Annotated in this window: 23 protein-coding genes; 18 read left to right on the forward strand and 5 right to left on the reverse strand. The window is 37.3% G+C overall.

Annotated elements, in window-relative coordinates; genetic code table 11:
• Positions 1-53 precede the first annotated feature (53 nt).
• From HWQ40_RS10575 to HWQ40_RS10595, 5 genes are all read right to left on the reverse strand, one after another.
• Complete coding sequence (locus HWQ40_RS10575; RefSeq protein WP_292777437.1) at positions 54-341, reverse strand: hypothetical protein; 288 nt, start codon at positions 339-341, stop codon at positions 54-56.
• Positions 342-421: 80 nt separating this feature from the next.
• Positions 422-1,468, reverse strand: a complete 1,047-nt coding sequence (gene chlG, locus HWQ40_RS10580; protein WP_292777439.1) for a chlorophyll synthase ChlG — start codon at positions 1,466-1,468, stop codon at positions 422-424.
• 8 nt (positions 1,469-1,476) lie between these two features.
• A complete protein-coding gene (locus tag HWQ40_RS10585; RefSeq protein WP_292777441.1) occupies positions 1,477-1,647 on the reverse strand; it encodes a hypothetical protein in 171 nt (56 codons plus the stop codon).
• 23 nt (positions 1,648-1,670) lie between these two features.
• Positions 1,671-2,771: an ArsA family ATPase gene (locus HWQ40_RS10590; protein ID WP_292777443.1), complete on the reverse strand. Its 1,101-nt coding sequence runs from the start codon at positions 2,769-2,771 to the stop codon at positions 1,671-1,673.
• Positions 2,772-2,891: 120 nt separating this feature from the next.
• Positions 2,892-3,083 carry a DUF2862 domain-containing protein gene (locus tag HWQ40_RS10595; protein WP_292777446.1) on the reverse strand — a complete coding sequence of 64 codons (192 nt, stop codon included), beginning with the start codon at positions 3,081-3,083 and terminating at the stop codon, positions 2,892-2,894.
• A gap of 931 nt (positions 3,084-4,014) precedes the next feature.
• On the opposite strand from HWQ40_RS10595, the gene HWQ40_RS10600 reads away from it, so the two are divergent.
• The 18 genes from HWQ40_RS10600 (at position 4,015) to rfbC (ending at position 22,565) form a co-directional block, all read left to right on the forward strand.
• Entirely contained in the window at positions 4,015-4,860 is an 846-nt protein-coding gene (locus tag HWQ40_RS10600; protein WP_292777537.1) for an ABC transporter permease, read from the forward strand.
• A gap of 21 nt (positions 4,861-4,881) precedes the next feature.
• Positions 4,882-6,219: an ABC transporter ATP-binding protein gene (locus tag HWQ40_RS10605; RefSeq protein ID WP_292777448.1), complete on the forward strand. Its 1,338-nt coding sequence runs from the start codon at positions 4,882-4,884 to the stop codon at positions 6,217-6,219.
• A gap of 125 nt (positions 6,220-6,344) precedes the next feature.
• Positions 6,345-7,784, forward strand: a complete 1,440-nt coding sequence (locus tag HWQ40_RS10610) for a methyltransferase domain-containing protein (RefSeq protein WP_292777451.1) — start codon at positions 6,345-6,347, stop codon at positions 7,782-7,784.
• A gap of 102 nt (positions 7,785-7,886) precedes the next feature.
• A complete protein-coding gene (locus HWQ40_RS10615) occupies positions 7,887-8,693 on the forward strand; it encodes a class I SAM-dependent methyltransferase (protein WP_292777453.1) in 807 nt (268 codons plus the stop codon).
• An 11-nt stretch (positions 8,694-8,704) separates the two neighbouring features.
• Positions 8,705-9,871 (forward strand): glycosyltransferase family 2 protein, encoded by a 1,167-nt coding sequence (locus tag HWQ40_RS10620; RefSeq protein ID WP_292777455.1) that lies wholly within the window; start codon positions 8,705-8,707, stop codon positions 9,869-9,871.
• A gap of 17 nt (positions 9,872-9,888) precedes the next feature.
• On the forward strand, positions 9,889-10,860 hold the full coding sequence (locus tag HWQ40_RS10625) for a glycosyltransferase (RefSeq protein WP_292777458.1): 972 nt from the start codon (positions 9,889-9,891) through the stop codon (positions 10,858-10,860).
• A gap of 3 nt (positions 10,861-10,863) precedes the next feature.
• On the forward strand, positions 10,864-12,054 hold the full coding sequence (locus HWQ40_RS10630; protein WP_292777460.1) for a glycosyltransferase family 1 protein: 1,191 nt from the start codon (positions 10,864-10,866) through the stop codon (positions 12,052-12,054).
• 67 nt (positions 12,055-12,121) lie between these two features.
• Positions 12,122-12,811: a glycosyltransferase family 2 protein gene (locus HWQ40_RS10635; protein ID WP_292777462.1), complete on the forward strand. Its 690-nt coding sequence runs from the start codon at positions 12,122-12,124 to the stop codon at positions 12,809-12,811.
• 42 nt (positions 12,812-12,853) lie between these two features.
• Positions 12,854-14,782, forward strand: coding sequence for a hypothetical protein (locus HWQ40_RS10640; protein ID WP_292777464.1), 1,929 nt, complete (start codon positions 12,854-12,856; stop codon positions 14,780-14,782).
• Between the two features lie 5 nt (positions 14,783-14,787).
• Positions 14,788-15,711 carry a glycosyltransferase family 2 protein gene (locus HWQ40_RS10645; protein ID WP_292777466.1) on the forward strand — a complete coding sequence of 308 codons (924 nt, stop codon included), beginning with the start codon at positions 14,788-14,790 and terminating at the stop codon, positions 15,709-15,711.
• A gap of 126 nt (positions 15,712-15,837) precedes the next feature.
• Positions 15,838-16,401 carry a bifunctional 2-polyprenyl-6-hydroxyphenol methylase/3-demethylubiquinol 3-O-methyltransferase UbiG gene (locus HWQ40_RS10650; protein WP_292777468.1) on the forward strand — a complete coding sequence of 188 codons (564 nt, stop codon included), beginning with the start codon at positions 15,838-15,840 and terminating at the stop codon, positions 16,399-16,401.
• Between the two features lie 60 nt (positions 16,402-16,461).
• Entirely contained in the window at positions 16,462-16,644 is a 183-nt protein-coding gene (locus HWQ40_RS10655) for a hypothetical protein (protein ID WP_292777470.1), read from the forward strand.
• Positions 16,645-16,752: 108 nt separating this feature from the next.
• The gene (locus tag HWQ40_RS10660) at positions 16,753-17,121 is read left to right on the forward strand and encodes an EamA family transporter (RefSeq protein WP_292777472.1); all 369 of its coding nucleotides are present in this window, start codon (positions 16,753-16,755) and stop codon (positions 17,119-17,121) included.
• A gap of 163 nt (positions 17,122-17,284) precedes the next feature.
• Positions 17,285-18,256: a GDP-mannose 4,6-dehydratase gene (locus HWQ40_RS10665; RefSeq protein ID WP_292777474.1), complete on the forward strand. Its 972-nt coding sequence runs from the start codon at positions 17,285-17,287 to the stop codon at positions 18,254-18,256.
• Between the two features lie 8 nt (positions 18,257-18,264).
• The gene (locus HWQ40_RS10670; protein ID WP_292777475.1) at positions 18,265-19,446 is read left to right on the forward strand and encodes a glycosyltransferase family 1 protein; all 1,182 of its coding nucleotides are present in this window, start codon (positions 18,265-18,267) and stop codon (positions 19,444-19,446) included.
• Positions 19,446-20,540, forward strand: coding sequence for a glycosyltransferase family 1 protein (locus tag HWQ40_RS10675; RefSeq protein WP_292777477.1), 1,095 nt, complete (start codon positions 19,446-19,448; stop codon positions 20,538-20,540). Before HWQ40_RS10670 ends, HWQ40_RS10675 begins: the two co-directional genes overlap by 1 nt.
• A gap of 91 nt (positions 20,541-20,631) precedes the next feature.
• Complete coding sequence (locus tag HWQ40_RS10680) at positions 20,632-21,708, forward strand: glucose-1-phosphate thymidylyltransferase (protein ID WP_292777479.1); 1,077 nt, start codon at positions 20,632-20,634, stop codon at positions 21,706-21,708.
• Between the two features lie 311 nt (positions 21,709-22,019).
• The gene (gene rfbC, locus HWQ40_RS10685) at positions 22,020-22,565 is read left to right on the forward strand and encodes a dTDP-4-dehydrorhamnose 3,5-epimerase (protein ID WP_292777481.1); all 546 of its coding nucleotides are present in this window, start codon (positions 22,020-22,022) and stop codon (positions 22,563-22,565) included.
• Positions 22,566-22,586: the final 21 nt, after the last annotated feature.

A 22,586-nucleotide genomic window follows, 5' to 3' on the forward strand; every position in this document is an offset into this window, starting at 1 on the left:
GTCTCTCTTGTCTCCCTCATCTCCACCAGTTCCCAGTCCCCAGTCCCCAGTCCCTAATACAGATAAGGATTCGTCTTCGGTTGATAGTCAGAACAATTGATCGCTTCTTCTGTATTGGCAATAGATGGGCGTACAGTACATTTAAGACGGTAATTATCAGTAAAAAATTGACAACCAGTACAGGGGATTTGATGCATTTGCTTGGCTGTAGTTACACTATCTCGCACCGCCGCCCAGAGACTTAAAACAACGAGAATAGTTACAGTCCAAGCACCGATAAAACAAATCGGGATTAACAAAGGTTGAATCCCATGAATGAGGAAAGATATCAGTTTAAACACGGTATGCCTTAATACAAATTAGGAGTAGGAAGTATATTAAATCCTAACTCCTAATTCTTAACTTCTTACTATAGTATAAGTTAAACGCCAGCATGACCCAGCGCTAAACCTGTTACCAGCATTCCTAGAACGAGGAAAGGTTGAGCGCTGGCTTGGTACTTAACATCATTCTTCACAGGGTCACGTAGGAAATACATATCCTGCAAGGTGATTTGCGGGATGATTAACAATACTAGTATTGCTGCATACAAATTTTCATGGATACTGACGAGATAAGCTGCAATCAATCCTTGAAATACGTCAATTGTCACTACACAAATCCATGCTGCGGTGGTGATGCCAAACATTACGGGTAGTGAATTTAATCCTAACTGGCGATCGCCTTCTACACTCTTAAAATCATTGACAATGGCAATACCCAATCCAGCCAAGCTGTAGAACATTGTCAAAATCACAATTGTGGAATTTAGTTCACCAAATAAAGCGTGTCCTGTTGACCAAGGTAGGGTAATGTAGCTTGCACCCAAGGCGTAGCTACCTAGCCAGCCGTTTTGCTTGAGTTTCAGGGGAGGTGCAGAATAAATATAAGCGATGAAAGAACCGATAATCGCGATCGCTGTAATTGTTGGGAATTCATGACCAGACCACACATCAAGCACAAATGCCAAAGCAATGCCAGCAATCAGTAATACCCAAATCTGAATAATTACCTGGGGTAGGGGAATTGCTCCAGAGGGAATGGGGCGATAAGGTTCATTGATAGCATCGATTTCGCGATCGTAGTAATCATTGAGAATTTGGGTATAACCTGTCATCAATGGCCCAGCCAGTAACATACAGGCTGCTACCTTCAACACATTTTCCAGCGTCCAAGTATAGTTACCAGAAGAAGCCGCACCACAGACTACACCCCAAATTAGGGGAATCCAGGTGATGGGCTTCATTAGCTGTAAACGAATTTTCCAAATCGAAGTTTCCCCAGATGCTGCACCTTTCATCCCCAACATCTGCCTAGTTTTCGCACTGCGATCGGTAGATGCGTTCGCTTGCTCATTGGCATTATTTGCCACTAAGTCTAGTGCTTCAGATGGGTTAGGGTCTGGGGTAATGGGAGTTGATTCTGACATAATTTTTACTAATTAATGGGGAATTGGGCATTGGGAATTGGGCATTGGGCATTGGGAATTGGGAATTGAGAATTGGGAATTGGGAATTGGGCATTGGTTATTAATTTTTCTCCCTCATCTCCCTCATCTCCCACATCTCCCTCATCTCCCTCATCTCCCTCATCTCCCTCATCTCCCATTCCCCATGCCCAATTCCCATAACTTAAAACGAAATTATCAAATAATTATTCTGAAACTTTGCTCCAGCAACAGGTCTACCACTCAGAGCCGGGGGTAAGGGAATATTGCGCCGCTGATCTCCTGCTTCTACCGTGACTTCTGGCCCATATTGGGTAAGCTTGACCTGCTTTTTGTCAAATCCTGGCAAGAATAAGCGTACTTGACGATTGTGGATGTCTATTTCAATAGGTTTGGGAGCCTGTAAAGCTTGTGCTTCAAAGTTGGGTAGAGCGTCTATCAGTGGTTGCCAATCACCCGTTGACGAGTCGGGAACGACGCTCACAGGTAGCGGTATAAATTCCTCTGACAGATTAACATTTGTCTCGGTAGACACAAGTAGAACACCACCGACAGTTAAACCGATTTGTTGAGCGCTACCCCATAAATAACGAGCATTTGCTACCTCAATCGGATCTTTTGTAGTCACTAAGAAAGCAACAAGACGCTTGGGATCGGCAAGAGCGGCTCTCCCCTTTTCTAAGAAATTATTGACTTGGTTAGTGGGACCTGCAAAGTTATCTGCTGTCCAGTTGACATTGAAAAAACTGCTAATCAGCGGTTGAATCAAGGGCGATTCAGTAATCATCTTCCCCAAGTCGGAGTTGACAAATAATTGCCGAAATCGCCGGACATACCAACTCAGAGATTCTGGCAAACCCAACGTTCGCAGCGTTAAAGAGTCGCCTGTGCCATCGTAGACGATCGCATCATATTTGCCACTAGCATCATATTCGCGGATAGCATTCAGTGCCAGGGCGTTGTCCATCCCCGGCAATACTACCAGTTCTTGACCAAAAACGTCTTTAAAGATGGGCGTGCGGAGATATTGCGCCTCAAGTTTCTTCACTTCGTCCCAATTGCGTTCTAGCAGTACAGATGCTTGAAACTGGACTAATTGTAAATTGGGAGCGATTTCCTGGGGATCGGCAGTAATGGGAGTACCCAGCAAGATTTGCAATGTTGGTTCTGCTTGTCCTGCTAGGAGTACGCGCTTGCCTTGACTTGCCAATAATTTGGCGGCGGCGATCGCAATTTTGGTACGAGCGGTGCCGCCTTTGCCCAAAAATGTCAATATTAGAGCCATTAGTTGATTCCTATTTTCACCGCCGAGCTTTTCAACTCCAACTTAACATTCAACAAAGACTCTCAACCTATGCTTGAAATTTCAGATACCAAGAAAAACCCGGATCTGAGTTCTTTTCTACTACACAGGTTTGATTTCATCTTCAAAAAACCAAGTGGAATAATTATCGTCAAACAGCACCACTACACCGATCCCAGCACCATCGGTGACTTTGTAGCCTTGGATGATACCCACTTGCCCGAGTTTTTTTACAACTGGGGGAGAAACGCGATCGCGTAAACGAAAGACTTTAACCTTTTGTCCGATTTCCATGCCTGATTACAGTTCAGATAAACCAAGTCTCAGTGTAGCGGAATCCGTGACTCTGCTCTCATAAATTCAGTGGAGATGGGAAAGAGATGAGAAAGAATAACTTCTAACTCCTGACTTAACAGCTTAAAATTAAATCAACAACCAAACAGCTACATACCTATGTTTGTCTTTTTTTGGTCAAAGACACCCAAAAGCGATCGCGCAATTCCTGGGTAATCTGGGAGGAAGATGGTCGTTATCCAGATTTGATTATTGAATTACTTTCTGAAAAGTCCGGCTGATCTTGACCAGAGTTTGAAGAAAAATCTCTATGAAAATCGATTTCACACACTAGAATATTTTTGGTTTTCGCCGGATAATCTGGAATTTATGGGTTTTGAATTAGTAGGTAACAAATATCAGGAAATTACACCAAATGCGCGGGGATGACGTTGGAGCGATGTACTTAAGCTGTATTTAGGCGTAGAAGAAGGTAAATTGCGCTACTTTACACCCGATGGTGATTTAGTTCCAACACCAGAGTAAGCTGCTATTGCAGCGCAAAAGGTGGCTGTTACAGCGCAGCAACAGGCATTAAAGGCAGAATTGAAGTTGAAATAAGAACAGATGCGATCGCAACGTTTAGAGGAACGTTTGCGATCGTTAGGAGTTGATCCAGATAGCTTGAGTTAAGCAAAAACTATTGTTTTAATTGAGAAAAGCCTTGCTGTCAACTGAATTGTTATTTGAGTAAAAATACACTAACAATATCCGATTCATTGTATAATCACCAAGATAATTTGGCTAAGATGATGTTTAATATAATGATGTATTCCACGATTTCAAAAGGAACACAAAGATAAATTTTACAGCTAGAAAGCTGTACTAAATAGTGCTAAATAGTGATTGTGTGTGTAGGTAGTGAGCAAGGAAGCAAAAATTGTTGCGAACAATGCGAGGGTTTGTACGTAAAGCAGGAAGATTGAGGCATATCTTACCAGTAAATGAACTGTGGTGGTCAAAATTTTACTTGCTGAGAACTTTGGTAAGGAGGGATTTAGAAGCGCGGTATAAGGGTTCTATTTTGGGTAATTTGTGGCCTTTACTAAATCAGCTATCACAATTACTGATTTATGTTTATGTATTTTCGATTGTGCTAAAGGTGAAGTTGAGCCTCAAAACCTTACCAGACAATAACTTCACCTTTGGTTTGTGGCTATTTGCAGGATTATTGCCTTGGATTGCTTTTAGTGGTGGCTTAATGCAGTCTGCTAATTCTGTCATCGGACAGTCAAATTTAGTTAAAAAAGTGGTATTTCCTCTAGCTTTATTACCACTAGTACCAATTTTATCAACATTCATTGAAAGTTCATTTGGTTTGATGGCGTTGATTTTTTTTGTGGCAGTAACTTCTCATACTTTACATACTACTTTGGCGCTATTACCCTTGATCTGGTTAACGCAATTATTGTTAACAGCAGGGTTGGGTTATTTAGCGGCGGGACTAACAGTGTTTTTACGGGATATCCCCCAGACATTAGGGTTAATTTTAAATCTTTGGTTGTATCTGACACCGATTGTATATCCAGCGTCAGCAATTCCAGAACAATGGCGGAGTTTGGTATTTTGGTTAAATCCCATGACAGCCGTAGTTGAGGTTTATCGCGATCTAATTTTAGTGGGTGAGGTGAAGCATTGGGGCGAATGGGGTGTAGCTTCTGCGATCGCCGTAATTATATTTTGTACCGGGTTTGTAGTGTATAAGCGTTTGCGTCCAGCATTTGCCGATGTAATTTAGTTGCTTGTAAGCAGCAGTAATGTGATGAGTGAGATTGCAATTTCCTTAAAGAATGTTTCTAAATATTACAAGCGTTATGCTCGTCCGGTAGACCGATTGAAGGAGATTTTACTACCTGGTAAAAGCCACGCCCAGAAGTTTTGGGCATTGCAGGATATTAATATAGAAGTTGCTAGAGGAGAAACTATAGGAATTATTGGGCGTAATGGTTCTGGCAAAAGTACATTACTACAAATTATTGCTGGGACATTAACACCGACTCAAGGTGAAGTTCGAGTGAATGGCCGGATATCAGCACTTTTGGAGTTGGGTAGTGGGTTTAATCCAGAGTTTACAGGTCGGCAAAATGTGTTTTTAAATGGACAAATATTAGGGCTAAACCAAAAAGAAATAGAAGCTAAATTTGATCTTATTACAACTTTTGCTGATATTGGGGAGTTTATTGACGAGCCTGTAAAAACTTATTCCAGTGGAATGTTTGTGAGGTTAGCATTTGCGGTAGCCGCTAATTGCGATCCCGATATCCTGATTGTAGATGAGGCCTTAGCCGTAGGAGATATCTTTTTTCAACAAAAATGCTTTGAGCATATTCGTTTACTTCAGAAATGTGGAGTAACCATCCTTTACGTATCCCACGATCTCAGTACAACTCAAAGCATTTGCGATCGCTCAGTGTTAATGAAAGATGGCATCGCAATTTTTGATGGCGATCCAAATGAAGCAGTCAATCGTTACTACAGTTTACTTGGACAGCGTGTTGCTGTTAATACTAACCACAAAGTTATCAACCAAACCAATAAAATTCTGGGAACAACTATTGACTTTCAGAAAATAATCAACCATACAATTCTACGATCAGATCATTGGCAACGTCACGGCGGACTTGGGCTAGAACTAGTGGCTGCGAGGGTATGTAATGATGATGATCGTGACACTTTAGTAGTTGAGATGATGAGCGCTTTACATTTTCAACTGCTACTTGAAGCCAAAGAAGTAATAAATACTCCCAACATAGGTATACACTTATACAACAGAATGGGAACTTTAGTGTTTGCCACTGGAACAACCCAGTTGCGGCAACGACTGCCCTTGCTTGAGAAGGAGGAGTACATAGCAGTCTGTTTGCGTTTAGAGATGCGTATAGAACCAGGAGAATACACTTTTAATTTGGTCGTAGGAGAAGAGATAGCAGGTGACAATCCCAATGTTGGTTTTGTCCATGACTGTTATGAGTCGCTTGGACCTATTATGGTAGTACCTCCATCCGATCCCTTGTTACCGTTTTATGGCATTGCTCAGTTGCCAGTAACAGCAGAATATGAGTTTAAAGGGAAATTAGATTTAATGATGAATATTTAGCAATAGCGCATTTTCTTAAAACTATCACAATAGTGGCAGACCAAGACTAATACTTGTCTACTTATAATTAATGTAATCAATATGGATTGATTTTTCACAAGCAAACTATTACTTATAAAAACCAAATGATTAATCGACCTCAACGGCATTGCTGGTGCGGTAATAACGAACTAAAAAGTTTTTCTCCTGACTACTTAGTTTGTACTAAATGTGGAACACTTGTCTCACAAACAGGTCTTACCCCAGAGCAAACTTTAGTATGTGAGGATAGCAAAGATTTTTATGGTAAGGAGTACTGGCTCTCACACCAGTCCCAAGATTTAGGCTTTCCTAATATTTATCAACGGACACGCCTAGATTTATCAGAGAGAAGTTTATACTGGTTGCGTACCTTACTAACTTATAAGCTACCGCCTGCTAGGGTCTTAGAATTAGGTAGTGCTCATGGTGCTTTTGTGGCACTAATGCGGTGGGCTGGTTTTGATGCCACTGGATTAGAACTGAGTCCTTGGGTAGTCGATTTTGCCCAAAAAACTTTTAATATACCAATGTTGTTAGGTAGGGTTGAAGATCAGCAATTAGAACAACAATCCTTCGATGCTATTGTACTCTACGACGTACTAGAACACTTACCTAACCCATTAGCCACCATGCAATACTGCTTCTCGCTACTGAAGCCAGACGGAATTTTCATTATTCAGACACCTAACTACATAGAGAATAAAACTTATGCAGAGATGGTTGCTAAAAATGATAAATTTATGGAACAGCTAATGACTATTGAGCATTTATATTTATTTAGTGAAAGAGCAGTTGAAATGTTTTTTAAACATCTCGGCTGTAATACATTGCATTTTAAACCTGCATTATTTGACTATGATATGTATTTTGTAGTTAGTAGGCAACCATTAGCTCAAAACACTGTTGAGCAGATCAGCAGCAGTTTAGCAACTATTCCATCCGGGCGAATGGTACAGGCGCTGTTTGATAAAGCTGATGAGGTTGACCAGTTTCAAAAAAAATGGCTAGTAGCTGAAGATGATCGGGCTGCGCGTTTGCGAGTAATTGAGCAGCAAGGTGAAGAAAATACTAAATTGCAAACGCAATTAACGCAAGTGAGCGATCATTTGCAAGTGATTGAGGCTGACAGAACTGAACGTTTGCAGGTGATTAATCAGCAAGCAACTCAAATTGAGCAGATGGAGCAGCATTTGCAGGAAATTATTGAGGCTAACCATGCTGCTTACTTAGAGGTGATCAATGAGCAAGCGGCTCAAATCAAGCAGATGGAGCAGCATTTACAGGAGATTGAGGCTGATCGGGCTGCGCGGTTACAGGTGATCAATGAGCAAGCGGCTCAAATCGAGCAGATGGGGCAGCATTTACAGGAGATTGAGGCTGATCGGGCTGCGCGGTTACAGGTGATCAATGAGCAAGCGGCTCAAATCGAGCAGATGGAGCAGCAGTTATATAATCTTCAGATTCAGTTACTAGTAAGAATTCTTCGCCGTCTAAAACTACTTAAATTTCAACCAATATCTTCATCTGTATTAATGGAAGAGTAATTTGCGTCTAATCGTTCCATAGCGCAAAATTTTATTCAACTATTCTGATAGTATTGACTAAACTCGATTTTACTTCCAGGAATTGTATAAAAACTTAATTCCATGTTTTATGAAGAATATATCTTAACCATAGAAGCCTTTAACCAAAGCAGACCTGATATGAATGGTGTTAGGGCATACAATCACCAGATGATTGATATTCTAAATACTTTACGTCCTATCAGAAATAAAAAGTTATTAGATGTGGGAGCTTCTCCACATGGTTATGCAATGGAGCAGTCCTTGCTTAAAGGAGTTTCTACTTACATTGGCATTGGATTAGGCATTGCTGAAGATATAGAAGTTAAACATCAAAATGCTTGTGGCAAATTGATGAATATGGACGCAGAAACACTAAATTTTGAAAGAGAGATGTTTGATTTAATCATCTCTCTTTCAACTTTTGAGCATTTTTTTGATGGAAGTAAAGTTCTGCAGGAAATGTACCGTGTATTGAAACCAGGAGGAAGTGTACTCATTAACTTTCAACCTGTCTGGACTAGCTCTTATGGCCATCATCTGCATCACATTGAGGAAGTAAATAAACTAATTCCTCCTTGGGCACATTTGATCTGGACTGAAGAAACAATGCGACAGGCTTTAGAGAAACGATGGTCAAGCGATACGTCAATGTCTTTGGAAGAAGCTATAGAGTGGATATATAGAAGTTTAGAGATAAATAGAGTTGATATTGTTAAATTGCAAAATATGTTCATTAATTGCCAATTTCAAATAGAGTGGATGACTTCGTTGTATGATGAGCAGTGTAATAATAAACTGTTGATAGCTGATTACTTGTCTAAGATTCTTCCCTACTCAGTAGAGCAACTGATGACTTTAGGATATTCGCTCCTCCTGAATAAACGATAATTTCATTAAAAATGCCTCATTTACCCAGGTTCAGCATCGTTACCCCATCCTACAACCAAGCTGCTTTCATCGGTGAAACCATTGAGAGTGTTATCTCTCAAGCAGGTGAATTTGAAATTGAATATTTTGTAATGGATGGCGGCTCAAGTGATGGTTCAATTGAGGTAATCAAAAAATATGCCGATTTAGTATCGGCAGAAAAATGGACTGTGCAATGCCGTGGCATCTCAATTAAGTGGTATAGCCAAAAGGATAAAGGTCAATCAGATGCCATTAATCAAGGTTTGCGCCAAGCCACTGGTGATATTGTTAGTTACATTAATTCTGACGATCTTTACTGTCCAGGAGCTTTTGAACGTATAGCTAAAGAATTTAGCGATCGCCCAGAAGCTGACTTTATTTATGGGGACGGCGACGTAATTGATGAAGTCGGCAATTTGCAGTGGGAATGGTTATCTCGTCCTTACAATCATTCTTTGATGACATCTTATCATTTCCTCTGGAATGATTTTACAAATTATATTATGCAGCAAGCCACTTTCTGGCGCAAAAGTGTAATTAATAAAATTGGCTATTTTGATGAATCTTTTCATTATGCTATGGATGTTGAATATTGGGTGAGAGCAGGTGATGCTGGATTAAAACTTATTCACAGACCATATAAAGTTGGCAAGTTTCGCTTAATTAAAGGTACAAAATCGCTTTCTAGCCCTACAGTTTTTTGGGAAGACTACTTGGAAATATTTAGACGTTATCGAGGTAGTCAGTCTTTAAGTATCTTTTTTGCATATTATTATTACAATCTAGCTAAAGAAGTTGACTTTGATATCCAACTAACCTTAGAAGAAGGTAATAGAGTTTTCAGGCGATGGAAATTCTTGCCAGATAGAGAAAAAAAAATTATTGAACAACAGGCAAGTAGAGGAAGAGATTTAGCCTGCCTACTTTTAGCTAATGAATTACATAAAAAGCAGTTGAATGATTTAGCAACTGCTACTTTTAAAAAAGGTTTGTCTAAAAGGCCATTAGGTGTTATGCATATTTTTGCTCTATCATATATTTTTAAAAAAATTTTAGGAATGCATATTTCTAGATTCTTAGATAATGTTACTCAAAATATTATTAAATGGTATAGATGGAAGCGTTTTCAGTACCGATATCATCAAAGAAAATTATAGTTCATGGAAATCAGCGTATGACTGAATCCCCTAATATTTCGGTGATAATTCCAACATGTCAAAGGACTGAGCTTTTGTTAACTTGTGTGGCTAGCGTTTTAAAAGGTGATTATGACACTTATGAAATTATCGTGATCGATCAAGATAGAAATCAAACGCTGAAACAAAGGTTAATTGAAGAATATTCAAACGAAACTAGAATTAGGTACTTTTTTTTAGACAAAGCAGGAGCAAGTAAAGCTAGAAATTTGGGACTACAAAAGGCTAATGGTGAGATAGTTGCTTTTATTGATGATGATGCTGTAGCTGATTCTGGATGGTTAAAAGCGATCGCTGAGGCCTTTTTGACAGTTAAACCAACACCAGCATTAATAGGAGGTCGCATTGATCCCATCTGGCTACACCGGAAGCCAAAATGGTATCCGAAAGAAAGAGAATTTTTATTAGGTTTATATAATATTGGCAATGAAATTTGTCCTATGCCAGAACACGATCAACCAATAGGAGCCAATATGGCAGGTTTACGTGATGTGATAGTTCAATTAGGGGGGTTTGATGAAAATCTAGGCCCTAACTACTTTCGTAAACGCTCTATGCTTACTGGCGAAGAAGCTATTCTAGGCAAACGAGTAAAAAATGCAGGATATCAACTTTACTATCAGCCTAAAGCTCACGTTTACCATCAAATATCCCCTAAAAAGTTAACTATAAGCTATTTTTTAAAACGTCACTTTTGGGAAGGTGTGACAACTATCTCACAAATATTTTTTTTAGGTGACTTAAAGTCAAATAAAAAAAATCATATATTTTATCATTCTCGTATAGTCGTCAAATCTATTGCAAGAGCAATTTTACCTAACTATAAAAAAAATCAAGATGTTTCCCTTTTAGAAATGCGAATGTTGTCATTATCAAAAACTGCATTTAGTTTGGGCGTTCTTTACGGCTTGTTAACATTGGATTATTTTGATAAAAAAATTAAAAGCTAAACTATGCGAATTGGTATCAATTGTTTTTTACTTCAAGCTCATATTGGTGGTTTAAAGCAGTATTTTATTACGTTATTTCAAGAGTTGTTAGAAAGAGATGTAGATAATGAATATATCTTTTTTTGGTTTGATCATAACGCCGAAGAATTAGAGAAATTAGGAATCGATAGTTGGAGAAAAAATGCAATTTTATTACAAGACCAACTACAGGTGTTATCTCATCTTGACAAGATAGACCTCTATTTTTGCCCGTTTAGCGTCTTGTATCCTCGCCCACTTCCGAAGCCTACGGTTATGACACTAGTTGATATTCAAGAAGTATTCTACCCAGAATTTTTCACTCTTGAAGATAGATATAACCGTGAACTTCATTTTCCGAGTTCAACACGTATGGCTGATAGAGTCATCACCATCTCTGAATTTTCTAAGGAAACAATTGTCGAACACCACAGACTTGCTCCGAAAAAAGTAATTGTATCTTATCTCAGCGCAGATGAACGTTATTACCGCAGTAATCAAATAGCCCAAGCACCTGACAGAGATTTACCAAAAGACTTTATCCTTTTTCCAGCAAACTTCTGGAAGCATAAAAATCATGACCGATTACTTAAGGCATTACGTCTTCTAAAGGAAGAGAGAAATTTGGTAATTGATGCTGTTTTTACTGGTTTTGAGCAAGCAAATGGTTATCCACTTGCAGTAAAAGCGGAAGACTATGGACTCAGATCGCAAGTACATCTGCTGGGTTATGTCACTGTTGAACAGTTAGCTTATTTATATACCAAAGCTAGAATGCTAGTTTTTCCTTCTTTATTTGAAGGCTTTGGTATCCCCCTTGTAGAAGCAATGGCAGCTGGCTGTCCAGTGACTGCGGCAGATGCAACATCTATTCCAGAAATTACTTCTAGTGCAGCTGAATTGTTTGATCCGAATTCACCACAAGCTATTGCTGAGACCATTGAGAAGGTATGGCAAGATAATACATTACGACAAAAGATGATATCTCTAGGAAAGCAACGCGCCAAAGACTTCTCCCCCTCAATGACTGCTCAGTCTCATCTAACTGCTTTTACGGAAGCTTTACAAGCTTATTCATACCCCCAGTTCTTATGGAACAACTGGGTTTATAAAAATTATCATCTTGCCAAATTAAGGTTGCAATGGCGTAATAAGTTGAGCAAAAGAAATGGATGAATAATTTTTTGCGTAATGAACTGTATCTTTACAACTCTAACAAAAAATTATAAAGGAATGAATAACTATGAAATTATCTGTAATTATACCTTGTTACAACGAGCTTGAAACAATCGATGGAGTTGTAAAAGCAGTCAAAGCATCCCCAGTTAAAAACTGTGAAATTATCATTGTAGATGATTGTTCAACAGATGGTACATACGAACTACTAAAGTCAACAGTTGAAGCACAGGTTGATCAGGTAATTTATCATTCCAAAAATCAAGGAAAAGGTGCCGCTTTACGTTCTGGCTTTGCAGCAGCTACTGGTGATATTGTGATTATTCAAGATGCTGATTTGGAGTATAATCCTCAAGAATATCCAATAATAATTATGCCTATTTTAGAAGACAAGGCCGATGTAGTTTTTGGTTCTAGATTTCAAGGAAGTGGGCCCCATAGAGTCTTGTATTACTGGCATAGAGTTGGTAATGGATTTCTTACTATGTTATCTAATATGTTTACTAATATTAATCTGACAGATATGGAAACTTGTTATAAAGCATTTCGCCGGGAAATTATTCAATCTATCAAAATACAAGAAAATCGATTTGGTTTTGAACCGGAAATTACTGCCAAATTAGCAAAAATGAAGTGCCGGATTTATGAAGTAGGCATATCTTATTATGGTAGAACTTACAAAGAAGGTAAAAAAATAGGTTGGAAAGATGGCATTATAGCTATATTTTGCATAATTAAGTATAACTTATTTACCTAAAGATTTTTCCAATACTAACAATTACAATGAGAATACTATAAAATGTTTGCATTGCTATTAATAATACCTTTAATTTTGTTGACGATAATATTTTATAAAATAAATAGATGCTGGCGTGAGTCAGTATTATCATCATTGATAATTTGGGGTGCTTTTTTAACTTTTGTAACTGAATTTTTTAGTCTTTTTAGATATATTAACTTTATATGTATATTAATTAACTGGACTGCTTTTAACATCTTATGCATAATTGTTTTTTTTAGAATAAATAATAAAACAAAACTTATATATAGTTATAAGAATAAACCTCATATTGTTTTACTTTCTGGTACAGCTTTTATTACAGTTGTAGTTGGTTTAATTGCATTAATAGCACCATCTAACAATTGGGATTCTATGACTTATCACATGAGTCGTGTAGTTCATTGGATTCAAAATGCTAGTGTTGCTCACTATCCTAGCCACATACTCAGACAATTAGAGTTAAGTCCTTGGTCAGAGTATACTATTATGCATTTGCAGATTCTTAGTGGTGGCGATAGTTTAGCCAATTTGGTGCAATGGTTTAGTATGCTTGGTTGTCTAATTGGAGTATCCTTAATTGCCAAACAATTAGGAGCAAAATTAGGGGGTCAGCTTTTTTCTTCAGTTGTATGTGTAACTATACCAATGGGTATTCTTCAAGCATCAAGTACTCAAAACGATTATGTAGTATCTCTATGGTTAGTTTGTTTTGTTTATTATTTTTTATTGTCAATCAAGTATGAGTTTAGCTTGAAAAACTCATTTAATATTGGTGCTAGTCTTGGATTAGCTATTTTAACAAAGGGTACAGCTTATATATATGCATTACCATTTGCTATTTGTTTACTTGTATTGATGTTAAAGCGTATACAATGGAAAGCTTTTAGACATCTTTGGGGAATATGTATTATAGCTGTTGTTATCAACCTTGGTATTTGGTATCGGAACTTTGAACTTTACAACAATCCTCTTGGGGTGTTGGGAAAGATCACTATAAATGAAGTATTTACATTACCAGCACTTTTATCAAATATTGTTCGCAATATTTCTCTTCATTTAGCTACACCAATTCAAGAAATAAATACTTTTCAAGAAAAAATAATATATAAAATTCATGATTTTTTAGGTATTAGTGCTAGTGATCCTGCTACAACTTTTAATGGAGTAGAATTTCATATTCCTAAAATCTCAACTCCAAACATTTATTTACATGAAGATTTGTCTGGAAACTTAATACACTTTTTACTGATTACGTTTTCCATTGTAATATATCTAGTTTATGTGAAGTCTAATCAGCATAATGACTTAATTAAAATTTATCTTGTTAATCTTTGCTTTTCATTTATTTTTTTAAGTTTACTTCTTAAATGGCAACCCTGGGCTAGCCGTCTCCATCTTCCTATTTTCGTACTTTTTTCTGCATTTATTGGAACGATTATTTCTAATGTTTTTAATCAAAGATTAGTTAATTTTATAGGATTGATTTTCATATTATCTTGTCAGCCTTACCTCTTTTATAATGCATCGCGTCCACTATTACATAATAATAAATTTGTTAATAACATAAATGGTACTATTTTTACTGTAGACAGGATATCTCAATTTTTTAGTAATAATTCTCAACTGAAAGAGCCTTATATTGATGCAATTAATTTTATTAATTACAAAGAATGTTATAATATTGGTTTATTGATGAACGAAGATTCTTGGGAATATCCATTTTCGGTAATTGCTAATAATAGTAGGAAACAATTATTTAATTTTGAGCATATTAATGTTAAAAACTTATCATCAGTAAAATATCGTGTTTATCCTTACAGAAATTTTATTCCTTGTGCAATCATTTCTGTGGATGCCGAAGATAGAGAAAAATTTTTAACAAAACAAATTGTTTATACAAAAGTGTGGACAGCAAAACCACTTGTTGTTTTTACTGTTAAAAAATAAATTTAATGAATTTACAATTTAGTGTCATTACACCCTCTTTCCGTCAAGGTTGCTTCATAGAGCGAACTATACAGAGTGTCTTAGCTCAAGATATAGAAGATATGGAATATGTGATCTGTGATGGAGGAAGCGATGATGGAACACTAGAAATTTTAAAACGATACGATCAAAAAATCCAGTGGGTATCAGAACCAGATAAAGGACAATCTGATGCTGTCAATAAAGGCATATCAATGACAAAAGGTGAGATTATTGCCTGGATTAATTCTGATGATATTTATTATCCAGGAGCGTTTGCGATCGTTAAAAAAATATTTGAAGCTCATCCAGAGACTCAAGTTATTTATGGTGAAGCTGACTGGATCGATGAATATGATCAAATTTTGCAACCTTTTCCCACAGAACCTTGGAATTATAAACGGTTAATTGAAACTTGTTATCTTTGTCAACCAGCAGTGTTTTTTAGACGCAGCCTAATTAAAAATTTTGGCAATTTAAACCCACAATTAGAGTATTGTATGGATTATGAGCTATGGTTACGTTGTGGAAAATATATTAATGTTGAATATGTGCCGCAAAAACTGGCAGGTTCTCGTATGTACAGTACCAATAAAACTTTAAGTAAAAGATTGCCAGCACATTATGAAATTAATGAAATGCTGAAAAATAAATTTGGTACTGTTCCAGATAATTGGATTATTGCATACGCATTAATAAAAGTTGAAGAAACTACAAATCTTGATAAATTTGATGATACTCAAATTAAAGAGTTTACTAAAATATTGATTTTGAATAGTTTTGAGGGCTTTTCTCGTTGGCAAAAATTGATCTCACCCAAGATTTTCATAAAAATGTTATTTTGGTGGCTATTTCCACAGTTATCATGGTTTAGACAAAGACAATTATTAGAAAGTAAAAAATTTAATTAAATTCATAGTTTAATTAATTTTTTTTATTGGTATGCTCACGATATGCTACATAATTTATATATGCTTCCTCAGTAACTTTAGTGAAATTTATCAATTAATTCCAGTTAGCTATAAAAATAAATAAATATGAGCGAACCATTTTTAGAACCAATATTACGATACCTCCGGCTTAAAAGGGTAATATCCCATATTCCTAAAAACTCTCTGATTTTGGATGTAGGCTGTGGCAGTTCGGCTACTTTTCTAAAAAGCATTTCCCCTCATATTAAGCAGGGATTCGGTGTTGATTTTAAAGTCAAAAATTTTCAATCTGGCAATATACAAACTAAGCAGCTAATGCTTGAAAATCATTTGCCATTTAAGGATGAAAGCTTTGATGTTGTAACCATGCTGGCAGTTTTAGAACACATAGAATATGAAAAAGAAATTTTAAAAGAGATTTATAGAGTTCTCGTTCCTCAAGGCAAACTAATACTGACAGTTCCATCAGTTTGGTCGCAACCACTACTAGAATTTTTGGCTTATAGATTAAAAATAGTGAGTGAAGCAGAGATTAGAGATCACAAAAGATACTATAAGCGCGAGAAGCTCAGAAAAGTTTTGGTAAATTTGACTGGATTTGAGGGATTTCATCACCAATATTTTCAGTTTTGGATGAACAATTTCTGTACAGTTACTAAGAGGAGTTAATTACTATACAATAATCCAAGTTGATGCTAGTGAGAAACTGGTAGTTGCTGAGGCGATCGCATGATTCTGCCTTTTGACGTAGCTCCGCGAGAGTCGGTAGCAATTAATGCAGCTATCAAACCACCTACGATTGCAAAAAAATATACTCTTATTTTAACAATGGTGCAGGAAACGCTTGCTTGGTTTACCGATAAGCAATCTCCGTACCCTAAAATCGATGTAACAGTTACATCAGATTCTTAATTTTTAATTTAGCTAAATGTAAGAAAATTCTTGTAAAATATACTGAATTTCTATGTTACATCAAATTCTTAATTGTTCATTTAGCTAAATGAGTGTGAGGAAAATGGTATGAACTTACAAGAATCTGCTTTACTGCTAATGTCTATTGCTACAAGTGTAAGTGGACAATTTTTCTTAAAATTGGGGGCGATGAAATTGGCAAAAGTCAATTCACCGAATGCCCTAAATAATATTATCAGTATTGCTACTACACCGGAATTATTAACTGGATTAACTTGTTATGGGTTAGGCGCTATTGCATACATTCTGCTTCTCAGCAGAGTCAACTTAAGTGTTGCCGCTCCATCTATTTCCTTAGTTTATGTTTTCTCAGTCCTTTTAGGTTACTTCATTTTCAGGGAAACGATTCCCTTAACCCGGCTCGTAGGTTTGAGTTTTATTGTAGGTGGAGTTATTTTAGTAGTTTGGCAAAAATAAAATAACAAAAATACAAAATTACTATCCCAATATTTAGTCAATTTTAATTTTGAGCATTTTATGCTTAATTTAAAACAAAGTTTTGGATTTTAACTAATAGTTAACCATAACAAATACTGAAGAACCTTTTAAATTTGATTTTTTTAAAAGTAGGCTTAGAACTGTGACTAAAAAAGCTCTTATTACCGGCTTAACTGGACAAGATGGCTCTTATCTTGGTGAACTACTACTAACCAAAGGCTATCAAGTCTTTGGCTTAGTCCGCCGCTCAAGTTCCAGTAATCTTGAGCGCATCAATCACTTTTCTGGCGATATCCAAATCCTTTCTGGTGATCTTTTAGATCAATCATCATTAATGGATGCGATTACCGAAGCTCAACCTGACGAAATTTATAATCTTGCCTCGCAAAGCTACGTCCCTCTGTCTTGGACACAACCTGCTCTCACTGCTGAATATACAGCCCTCGGTGTCTCCCGTCTTTTAGAATCGATTCGTCGTTGCAAACCAGATGCCAGATTTTATCAAGCATCCAGTAGTGAAGTCTTCGGTCAGCCTGACGAATCACCCCAAACCGAACGTACTGCTTTTCGTCCGCGCAACCCTTACGGTGTTGCCAAAACATACGCTCACTGGATGACTGTCAACTATCGGCAGAAATACAACCTTTACAACTGCTGTGGTATTACTTATACTCATGAATCACCTCGACGTGGGACAGAATTTGTATTTCGCAAAATCACCCATGCAGCTGCCCAAATTAAATTAGGTTTGGCAAATGAACTAAAATTAGGCAACCTAGATGCCCGTCGTGATTGGTGCTATGCCAAGGATGCTGTTTACGCTATGTGGCTGATGTTGCAGCAAGAACAACCTGATGACTATATCATTGCCAGTGGTGAAACTCACTCTGTTAGAGAACTTGTTGAGTGTGCTTTTAACTGCGTTGGTCTAAACTGGCAAGATTATGTCTCAGTTGACCCTGCTTTTTATCGCTCTGATGAATCAGTCCAGTTAGTTGGTTCCATTAATAAAATTAAGACGGAGTTAGGTTGGCAGCCTCAGTACTCATTTGAGCAATTGGTTGAGGTTATGGTTGATTATGACCTGAAAAAAATAAGCAAAAACGGAGCTTAAATATTCTGATGCTAAAAATTGTAGTTGATGCCACCCCAGTATTTCCAAAACCTAGTGGAGTTGGCTTTTATGTTGCTAATATAATTCGCTCACTTAATGCTTTACAGTTTCAAGAAGAGTTTCAACTGGGTATTGCCTATCAACCAGGCTTCAAAAATTGGCTTCTAGGCAAAGTAACTGTACCTACTTGTTTAAATGAATATTCTCATATTTATTTACTGCCTATACCTGTCAGAGTCTCGGATTTATTATTAACATCAACTCAAGTTTCAAATTTATTTCTATATTATTTTCAAACATATTTTGAACAATGTTTTGATTACCCAAATATATTACATGGAACAAATTACTCTGTTTATCCTTGTAATAATAGTCTAAAGGTAATGAATATATATGATTTAACTTTTATTAAATATCCAAATTATATAGATTCAGTTGTAAAAAGATATGCAGAAAGAGTTAAACGATGTTTACAATGGACAGACCTAGTTTTGACAATTTCAGAAAGTTCTAGAAAAGACATTATTGAGTATTTACAAGTAGATCCCAAAAAAATCTATGTTACTCCTTTAGCTAGTCGCTACAGTCCTAATTATTTATCTGATAAAAAAAATATTGCGGCTTTAGAAAAGCAGGTTAATTACGATTTTTCAAACCCGTATCTACTTTTTGTTAGTACAATAGAACCAAGGAAAAATATTCATGCTATTATCTATGCTTTTAATTTATTAAAGAAAAAATACAAAATTGAGCATCAATTAATATTAATTGGTAAAAAAGGTTGGAATTACGATCCAATATTTGCTGACATTGAGAGTTCACCTTGGAAAAGCCAAATTCATCATCTTGACTACTTATCTGATGAATTAGTAGCATTATTTTATTCAAAAGCTGATGTCTTTGTTTATCCATCTCACTACGAAGGGTTTGGTTTACCCGTATTGGAAGCAATGACGCTAGGCGCTCCAGTCGTTACTTCTAATACTTCGTCAATACCAGAAGTTTCAGGAGATGCTGCTATATTAATTGACCCCAGTGATCCTGTTCAACTAGCCGAAGCTATCCTGAAAGTAATCAGTGATTCCCAGTTACGCCAAGAATTAATTAATAAAGGGAAAGCCAGAGCAAAATTATTTTCTTGGGAAAGAACGGCAAAAGAAACATTAAACGCTTACAGAACCATTATTTAATGAAAATAGTAGATAATACCTCTGCCAAACAATTAATTATTAACTTATCTATTCTATTGTCTAAACCAACGGGTATAGGCAACTATGCTCAAAACCTTTTTCCTTATTTAAAATCTTTGCAACCCACTCTATTATTAGCGCAAAAATCTCCTGATTTTGACTACTATCCAATTCCGTCAAACTTAACACCAGACCACGGCACAAAAGGTCATTTTAAGCGCCTGATTTGGACACAATTTCAATTACCACAAATATATAAAAATCTCAAATCTAGTCTTTTATTCTCCCCGCTACCGGAAGCACCCCTTTATACTGACTGTCGTTTTGTTGTCACATCTTTTGACATGATACCGTTGCGTTTTGCCAAACGCTTCTCACCACTCACAGCCTACCACCGCTACTACACTCCCCAAGTTCTTAAGCAAGCACAACACATTATTTGCATCTCCCAGACTACGGCTAAAGATATCACCGATTTTTACCAAATTCCCGCCAGTAAAATTACTCCAATTCCTTTAGCGCACGATCGCACTCACTTCCTTCCTCTCAATCTACCTACCAGCAACTACTTTCTCTACATTGGTCGCCAAGATCCTTACAAAAACATCCAGCGACTCATTAGTGCTTTTGCGGCGTTACCTAACTGCAAAGATTATGAACTATGGTTAGTAGGGCCAATTGATTCGCGTTACACCCCGACTTTAAAAGTGCAAGTTGCAGAATTGGGTGTAACTAATCAGTTGAAGTTCCTTGACTATGTTCCTTATAGCGAATTACCAAAAATCATCAATCAAGCGATCGCTCTGGTTTTCCCCAGTCTCTGGGAAGGTTTTGGTTTACCTGTCCTTGAAGCAATGGCTTGTGGTACTCCCGTCATTACCTCCAATCTCTCCTCCTTACCTGAAGTGGCTGGCGATGCGGCGATTCTAGTCAATCCCTACAACACCGGAGAAATTACAGAGGCGATGCAGGCGATCGCAACTAATTCGGAATTGCGATCGCGCCTTTCTAGCCAAGGTATCACTCACTCTCAAAAATTCAGTTGGGAAAAAACAGGAAAAGCAAGCGCCGAAGTGTTATCTCGTTACCTATAAACTAACACCAGAATTTAAATGCAATGATTTGGGATTCTGTCAAGTTTTCAGATTATCTTGACTAATGACTTGTAATTAATCCTAAATCCTTATGAAAGCACTAATTCTTTCTGGCGGTAAAGGTACACGCTTGCGTCCCCTTACCTACAGCGGGGCAAAACAACTTGTCCCAGTTGCTAACAAACCTGTTTTATGGTATGGCATTGAAGAAATGGTCGCGGCTGGGATTACTGATATTGGCATCATCATCAGTCCAGAAACCGGGGCAGAAGTCCAAGGGAAAACCGGAAATGGAGAAAACTTTGGAGCAAACATCACATACATCATACAAGAGCAGCCACTTGGACTTGCTCACGCCGTCCAAGTTGCTCGTCCCTTTTTAGGAGATTCTCCCTTTGTCATGTATTTGGGCGATAACCTGATTCAACTAGGTGAGTTACGTTACTTTCTGCAACAATTTAGCCAACAAGAGCCAGATGCTTTGATTCTCTTACGTTCAGTTACTAACCCTAGTGCCTTTGGTGTGGCTCAGGTGGATGAAACAGGACGGGTATTACAGTTAATTGAAAAACCCAAAGTTCCTCTTTCAAATCTGGCATTAGTAGGGGTTTATTTCTTTTCTCACCTCATTTATGATGCGATCGCAAATATCCAACCTTCCACTAGAGGCGAGTTGGAAATCACTGATGCTATTCAATACCTTATTAATCAGCAAAAGCAGGTTGTAGCCCACAATCTCCAAGGCTGGTGGTTAGATACTGGTAAAAAAGATGATTTATTAGAAGCTAATAGATTGATTCTCGATACCTATCTGACAGCATCAGTTGTGGGCGAAATTGATGCCCAAAGTCAGATTATTGGACGAGTCCAAATCGGTGTAAAATCTAAAGTAATTAACTGCACAATTCGGGGGCCAGTAGTCATTGGTAGCAATTGTCATTTAGAAAACTGCTTTATTGGCCCTTATAGTAGCATCGCTAACAATGTCACACTCATTGATACTGATTTAGAACACAGCGTTATTTTAGAAGGTGCTAAAATTGCCGGAATTCATCAACGCATTATTGATAGTGTGATTGGACAAAGGGCACAATTGAGTCTTGCACCGCGTCGCCCTAAAGCCTTGCGATTTATGATTGGCGATGACTGTCAAATTGAACTAACGTGATTTACTTATTCAAAACAAAAAAACCACAGTCAACCCCTTCTCTGCGAGACGCTACGCGAACGGGGAATTCAAAATTCAAAATTCAAAATTCAAAATTATTATCCCCATAAATTTATTTATGGGCTTGAAATAAGGACACATTATTTCTCGTGCTTCGCATCTCGAAATAAATCTTTTTTATTGTCCATAAATTAATTTAGGGGCTTGTATCATGAGTCTGTTTTGGTCAAAATTTTAATTCTAATACCTGTAAGATACAAGTATTAAATTATTCTCAGAATTAAGACTGTGGCACATTACTTGTAATATTAATGAGCATTGTACATACTAAAATTCCCGAAGTTATCCAACTCGAACCCCAAGTATTTGGAGACGATCGCGGTTTCTTTTTTGAAGCTTACAACCACCAAAGATTTGCTCAAGAGATAGGGATTGTTACGAACTTCGTCCAAGATAACCACTCTTGCTCTAAACAAAACGTCCTACGTGGATTGCACTATCAAATCCAACAACCCCAAGGTAAACTCATTCGTGCTCTTGTTGGCACTATTTTCGACGTAGCCGTAGACATTAGAAAAAGTTCGCCTACCTTCGGGAAGTGGGTAGGTTATGAACTCAGTGCTAAAAACAAACGCCTACTGTGGATACCACCAGGCTTTGCTCACGGCTTTCTTGCAGTTTCAGAAATAGCCGAAGTTCTCTACAAAACTACAGATTACTACGCACCCCGAAGCGATCGCACAATTCTATGGAACGATCCAGATTTAGCGATAGATTGGCCCCTGAGTGGGCCACCGATTTTATCAGCTAAAGACCAAGCTGGTAAATCTTTAAGAACTGCTGAAGTATTTGATTAAATAGTCATTGGTCATTGGTCA

Origin of the sequence: Nostoc sp. NMS9 (assembly GCF_017114995.1) — a bacterium.
Taxonomy (GTDB): Bacteria; Cyanobacteriota; Cyanobacteriia; order Cyanobacteriales; family Nostocaceae; genus Nostoc.

What these genes read in the sequence shown, in the direction of transcription:
- chlG (WP_292777439.1), bottom strand. Translation starts at nt 1,468, where the DNA reads ATGTCAGAATCAACTCCCATTACCCCAGACCCTAACCCATCTGAAGCA.
- HWQ40_RS10585 (WP_292777441.1), bottom strand. Translation starts at nt 1,647, where the DNA reads ATGGGAGATGAGGGAGATGAGGGAGATGAGGGAGATGAGGGAGATGTG.
- HWQ40_RS10590 (WP_292777443.1), bottom strand. Translation starts at nt 2,771, where the DNA reads ATGGCTCTAATATTGACATTTTTGGGCAAAGGCGGCACCGCTCGTACC.
- HWQ40_RS10595 (WP_292777446.1), bottom strand. Translation starts at nt 3,083, where the DNA reads ATGGAAATCGGACAAAAGGTTAAAGTCTTTCGTTTACGCGATCGCGTT.
- HWQ40_RS10600 (WP_292777537.1), top strand. Translation starts at nt 4,015, where the DNA reads ATGCGAGGGTTTGTACGTAAAGCAGGAAGATTGAGGCATATCTTACCA.
- HWQ40_RS10610 (WP_292777451.1), top strand. Translation starts at nt 6,345, where the DNA reads ATGATTAATCGACCTCAACGGCATTGCTGGTGCGGTAATAACGAACTA.
- HWQ40_RS10615 (WP_292777453.1), top strand. Translation starts at nt 7,887, where the DNA reads ATGTTTTATGAAGAATATATCTTAACCATAGAAGCCTTTAACCAAAGC.
- HWQ40_RS10620 (WP_292777455.1), top strand. Translation starts at nt 8,705, where the DNA reads ATGCCTCATTTACCCAGGTTCAGCATCGTTACCCCATCCTACAACCAA.
- HWQ40_RS10625 (WP_292777458.1), top strand. Translation starts at nt 9,889, where the DNA reads ATGACTGAATCCCCTAATATTTCGGTGATAATTCCAACATGTCAAAGG.
- HWQ40_RS10630 (WP_292777460.1), top strand. Translation starts at nt 10,864, where the DNA reads ATGCGAATTGGTATCAATTGTTTTTTACTTCAAGCTCATATTGGTGGT.
- HWQ40_RS10635 (WP_292777462.1), top strand. Translation starts at nt 12,122, where the DNA reads ATGAAATTATCTGTAATTATACCTTGTTACAACGAGCTTGAAACAATC.
- HWQ40_RS10640 (WP_292777464.1), top strand. Translation starts at nt 12,854, where the DNA reads ATGTTTGCATTGCTATTAATAATACCTTTAATTTTGTTGACGATAATA.
- HWQ40_RS10645 (WP_292777466.1), top strand. Translation starts at nt 14,788, where the DNA reads ATGAATTTACAATTTAGTGTCATTACACCCTCTTTCCGTCAAGGTTGC.
- HWQ40_RS10650 (WP_292777468.1), top strand. Translation starts at nt 15,838, where the DNA reads ATGAGCGAACCATTTTTAGAACCAATATTACGATACCTCCGGCTTAAA.
- HWQ40_RS10655 (WP_292777470.1), top strand. Translation starts at nt 16,462, where the DNA reads ATGATTCTGCCTTTTGACGTAGCTCCGCGAGAGTCGGTAGCAATTAAT.
- HWQ40_RS10660 (WP_292777472.1), top strand. Translation starts at nt 16,753, where the DNA reads ATGAACTTACAAGAATCTGCTTTACTGCTAATGTCTATTGCTACAAGT.
- HWQ40_RS10670 (WP_292777475.1), top strand. Translation starts at nt 18,265, where the DNA reads ATGCTAAAAATTGTAGTTGATGCCACCCCAGTATTTCCAAAACCTAGT.
- HWQ40_RS10675 (WP_292777477.1), top strand. Translation starts at nt 19,446, where the DNA reads ATGAAAATAGTAGATAATACCTCTGCCAAACAATTAATTATTAACTTA.
- HWQ40_RS10680 (WP_292777479.1), top strand. Translation starts at nt 20,632, where the DNA reads ATGAAAGCACTAATTCTTTCTGGCGGTAAAGGTACACGCTTGCGTCCC.
- rfbC (WP_292777481.1), top strand. Translation starts at nt 22,020, where the DNA reads ATGAGCATTGTACATACTAAAATTCCCGAAGTTATCCAACTCGAACCC.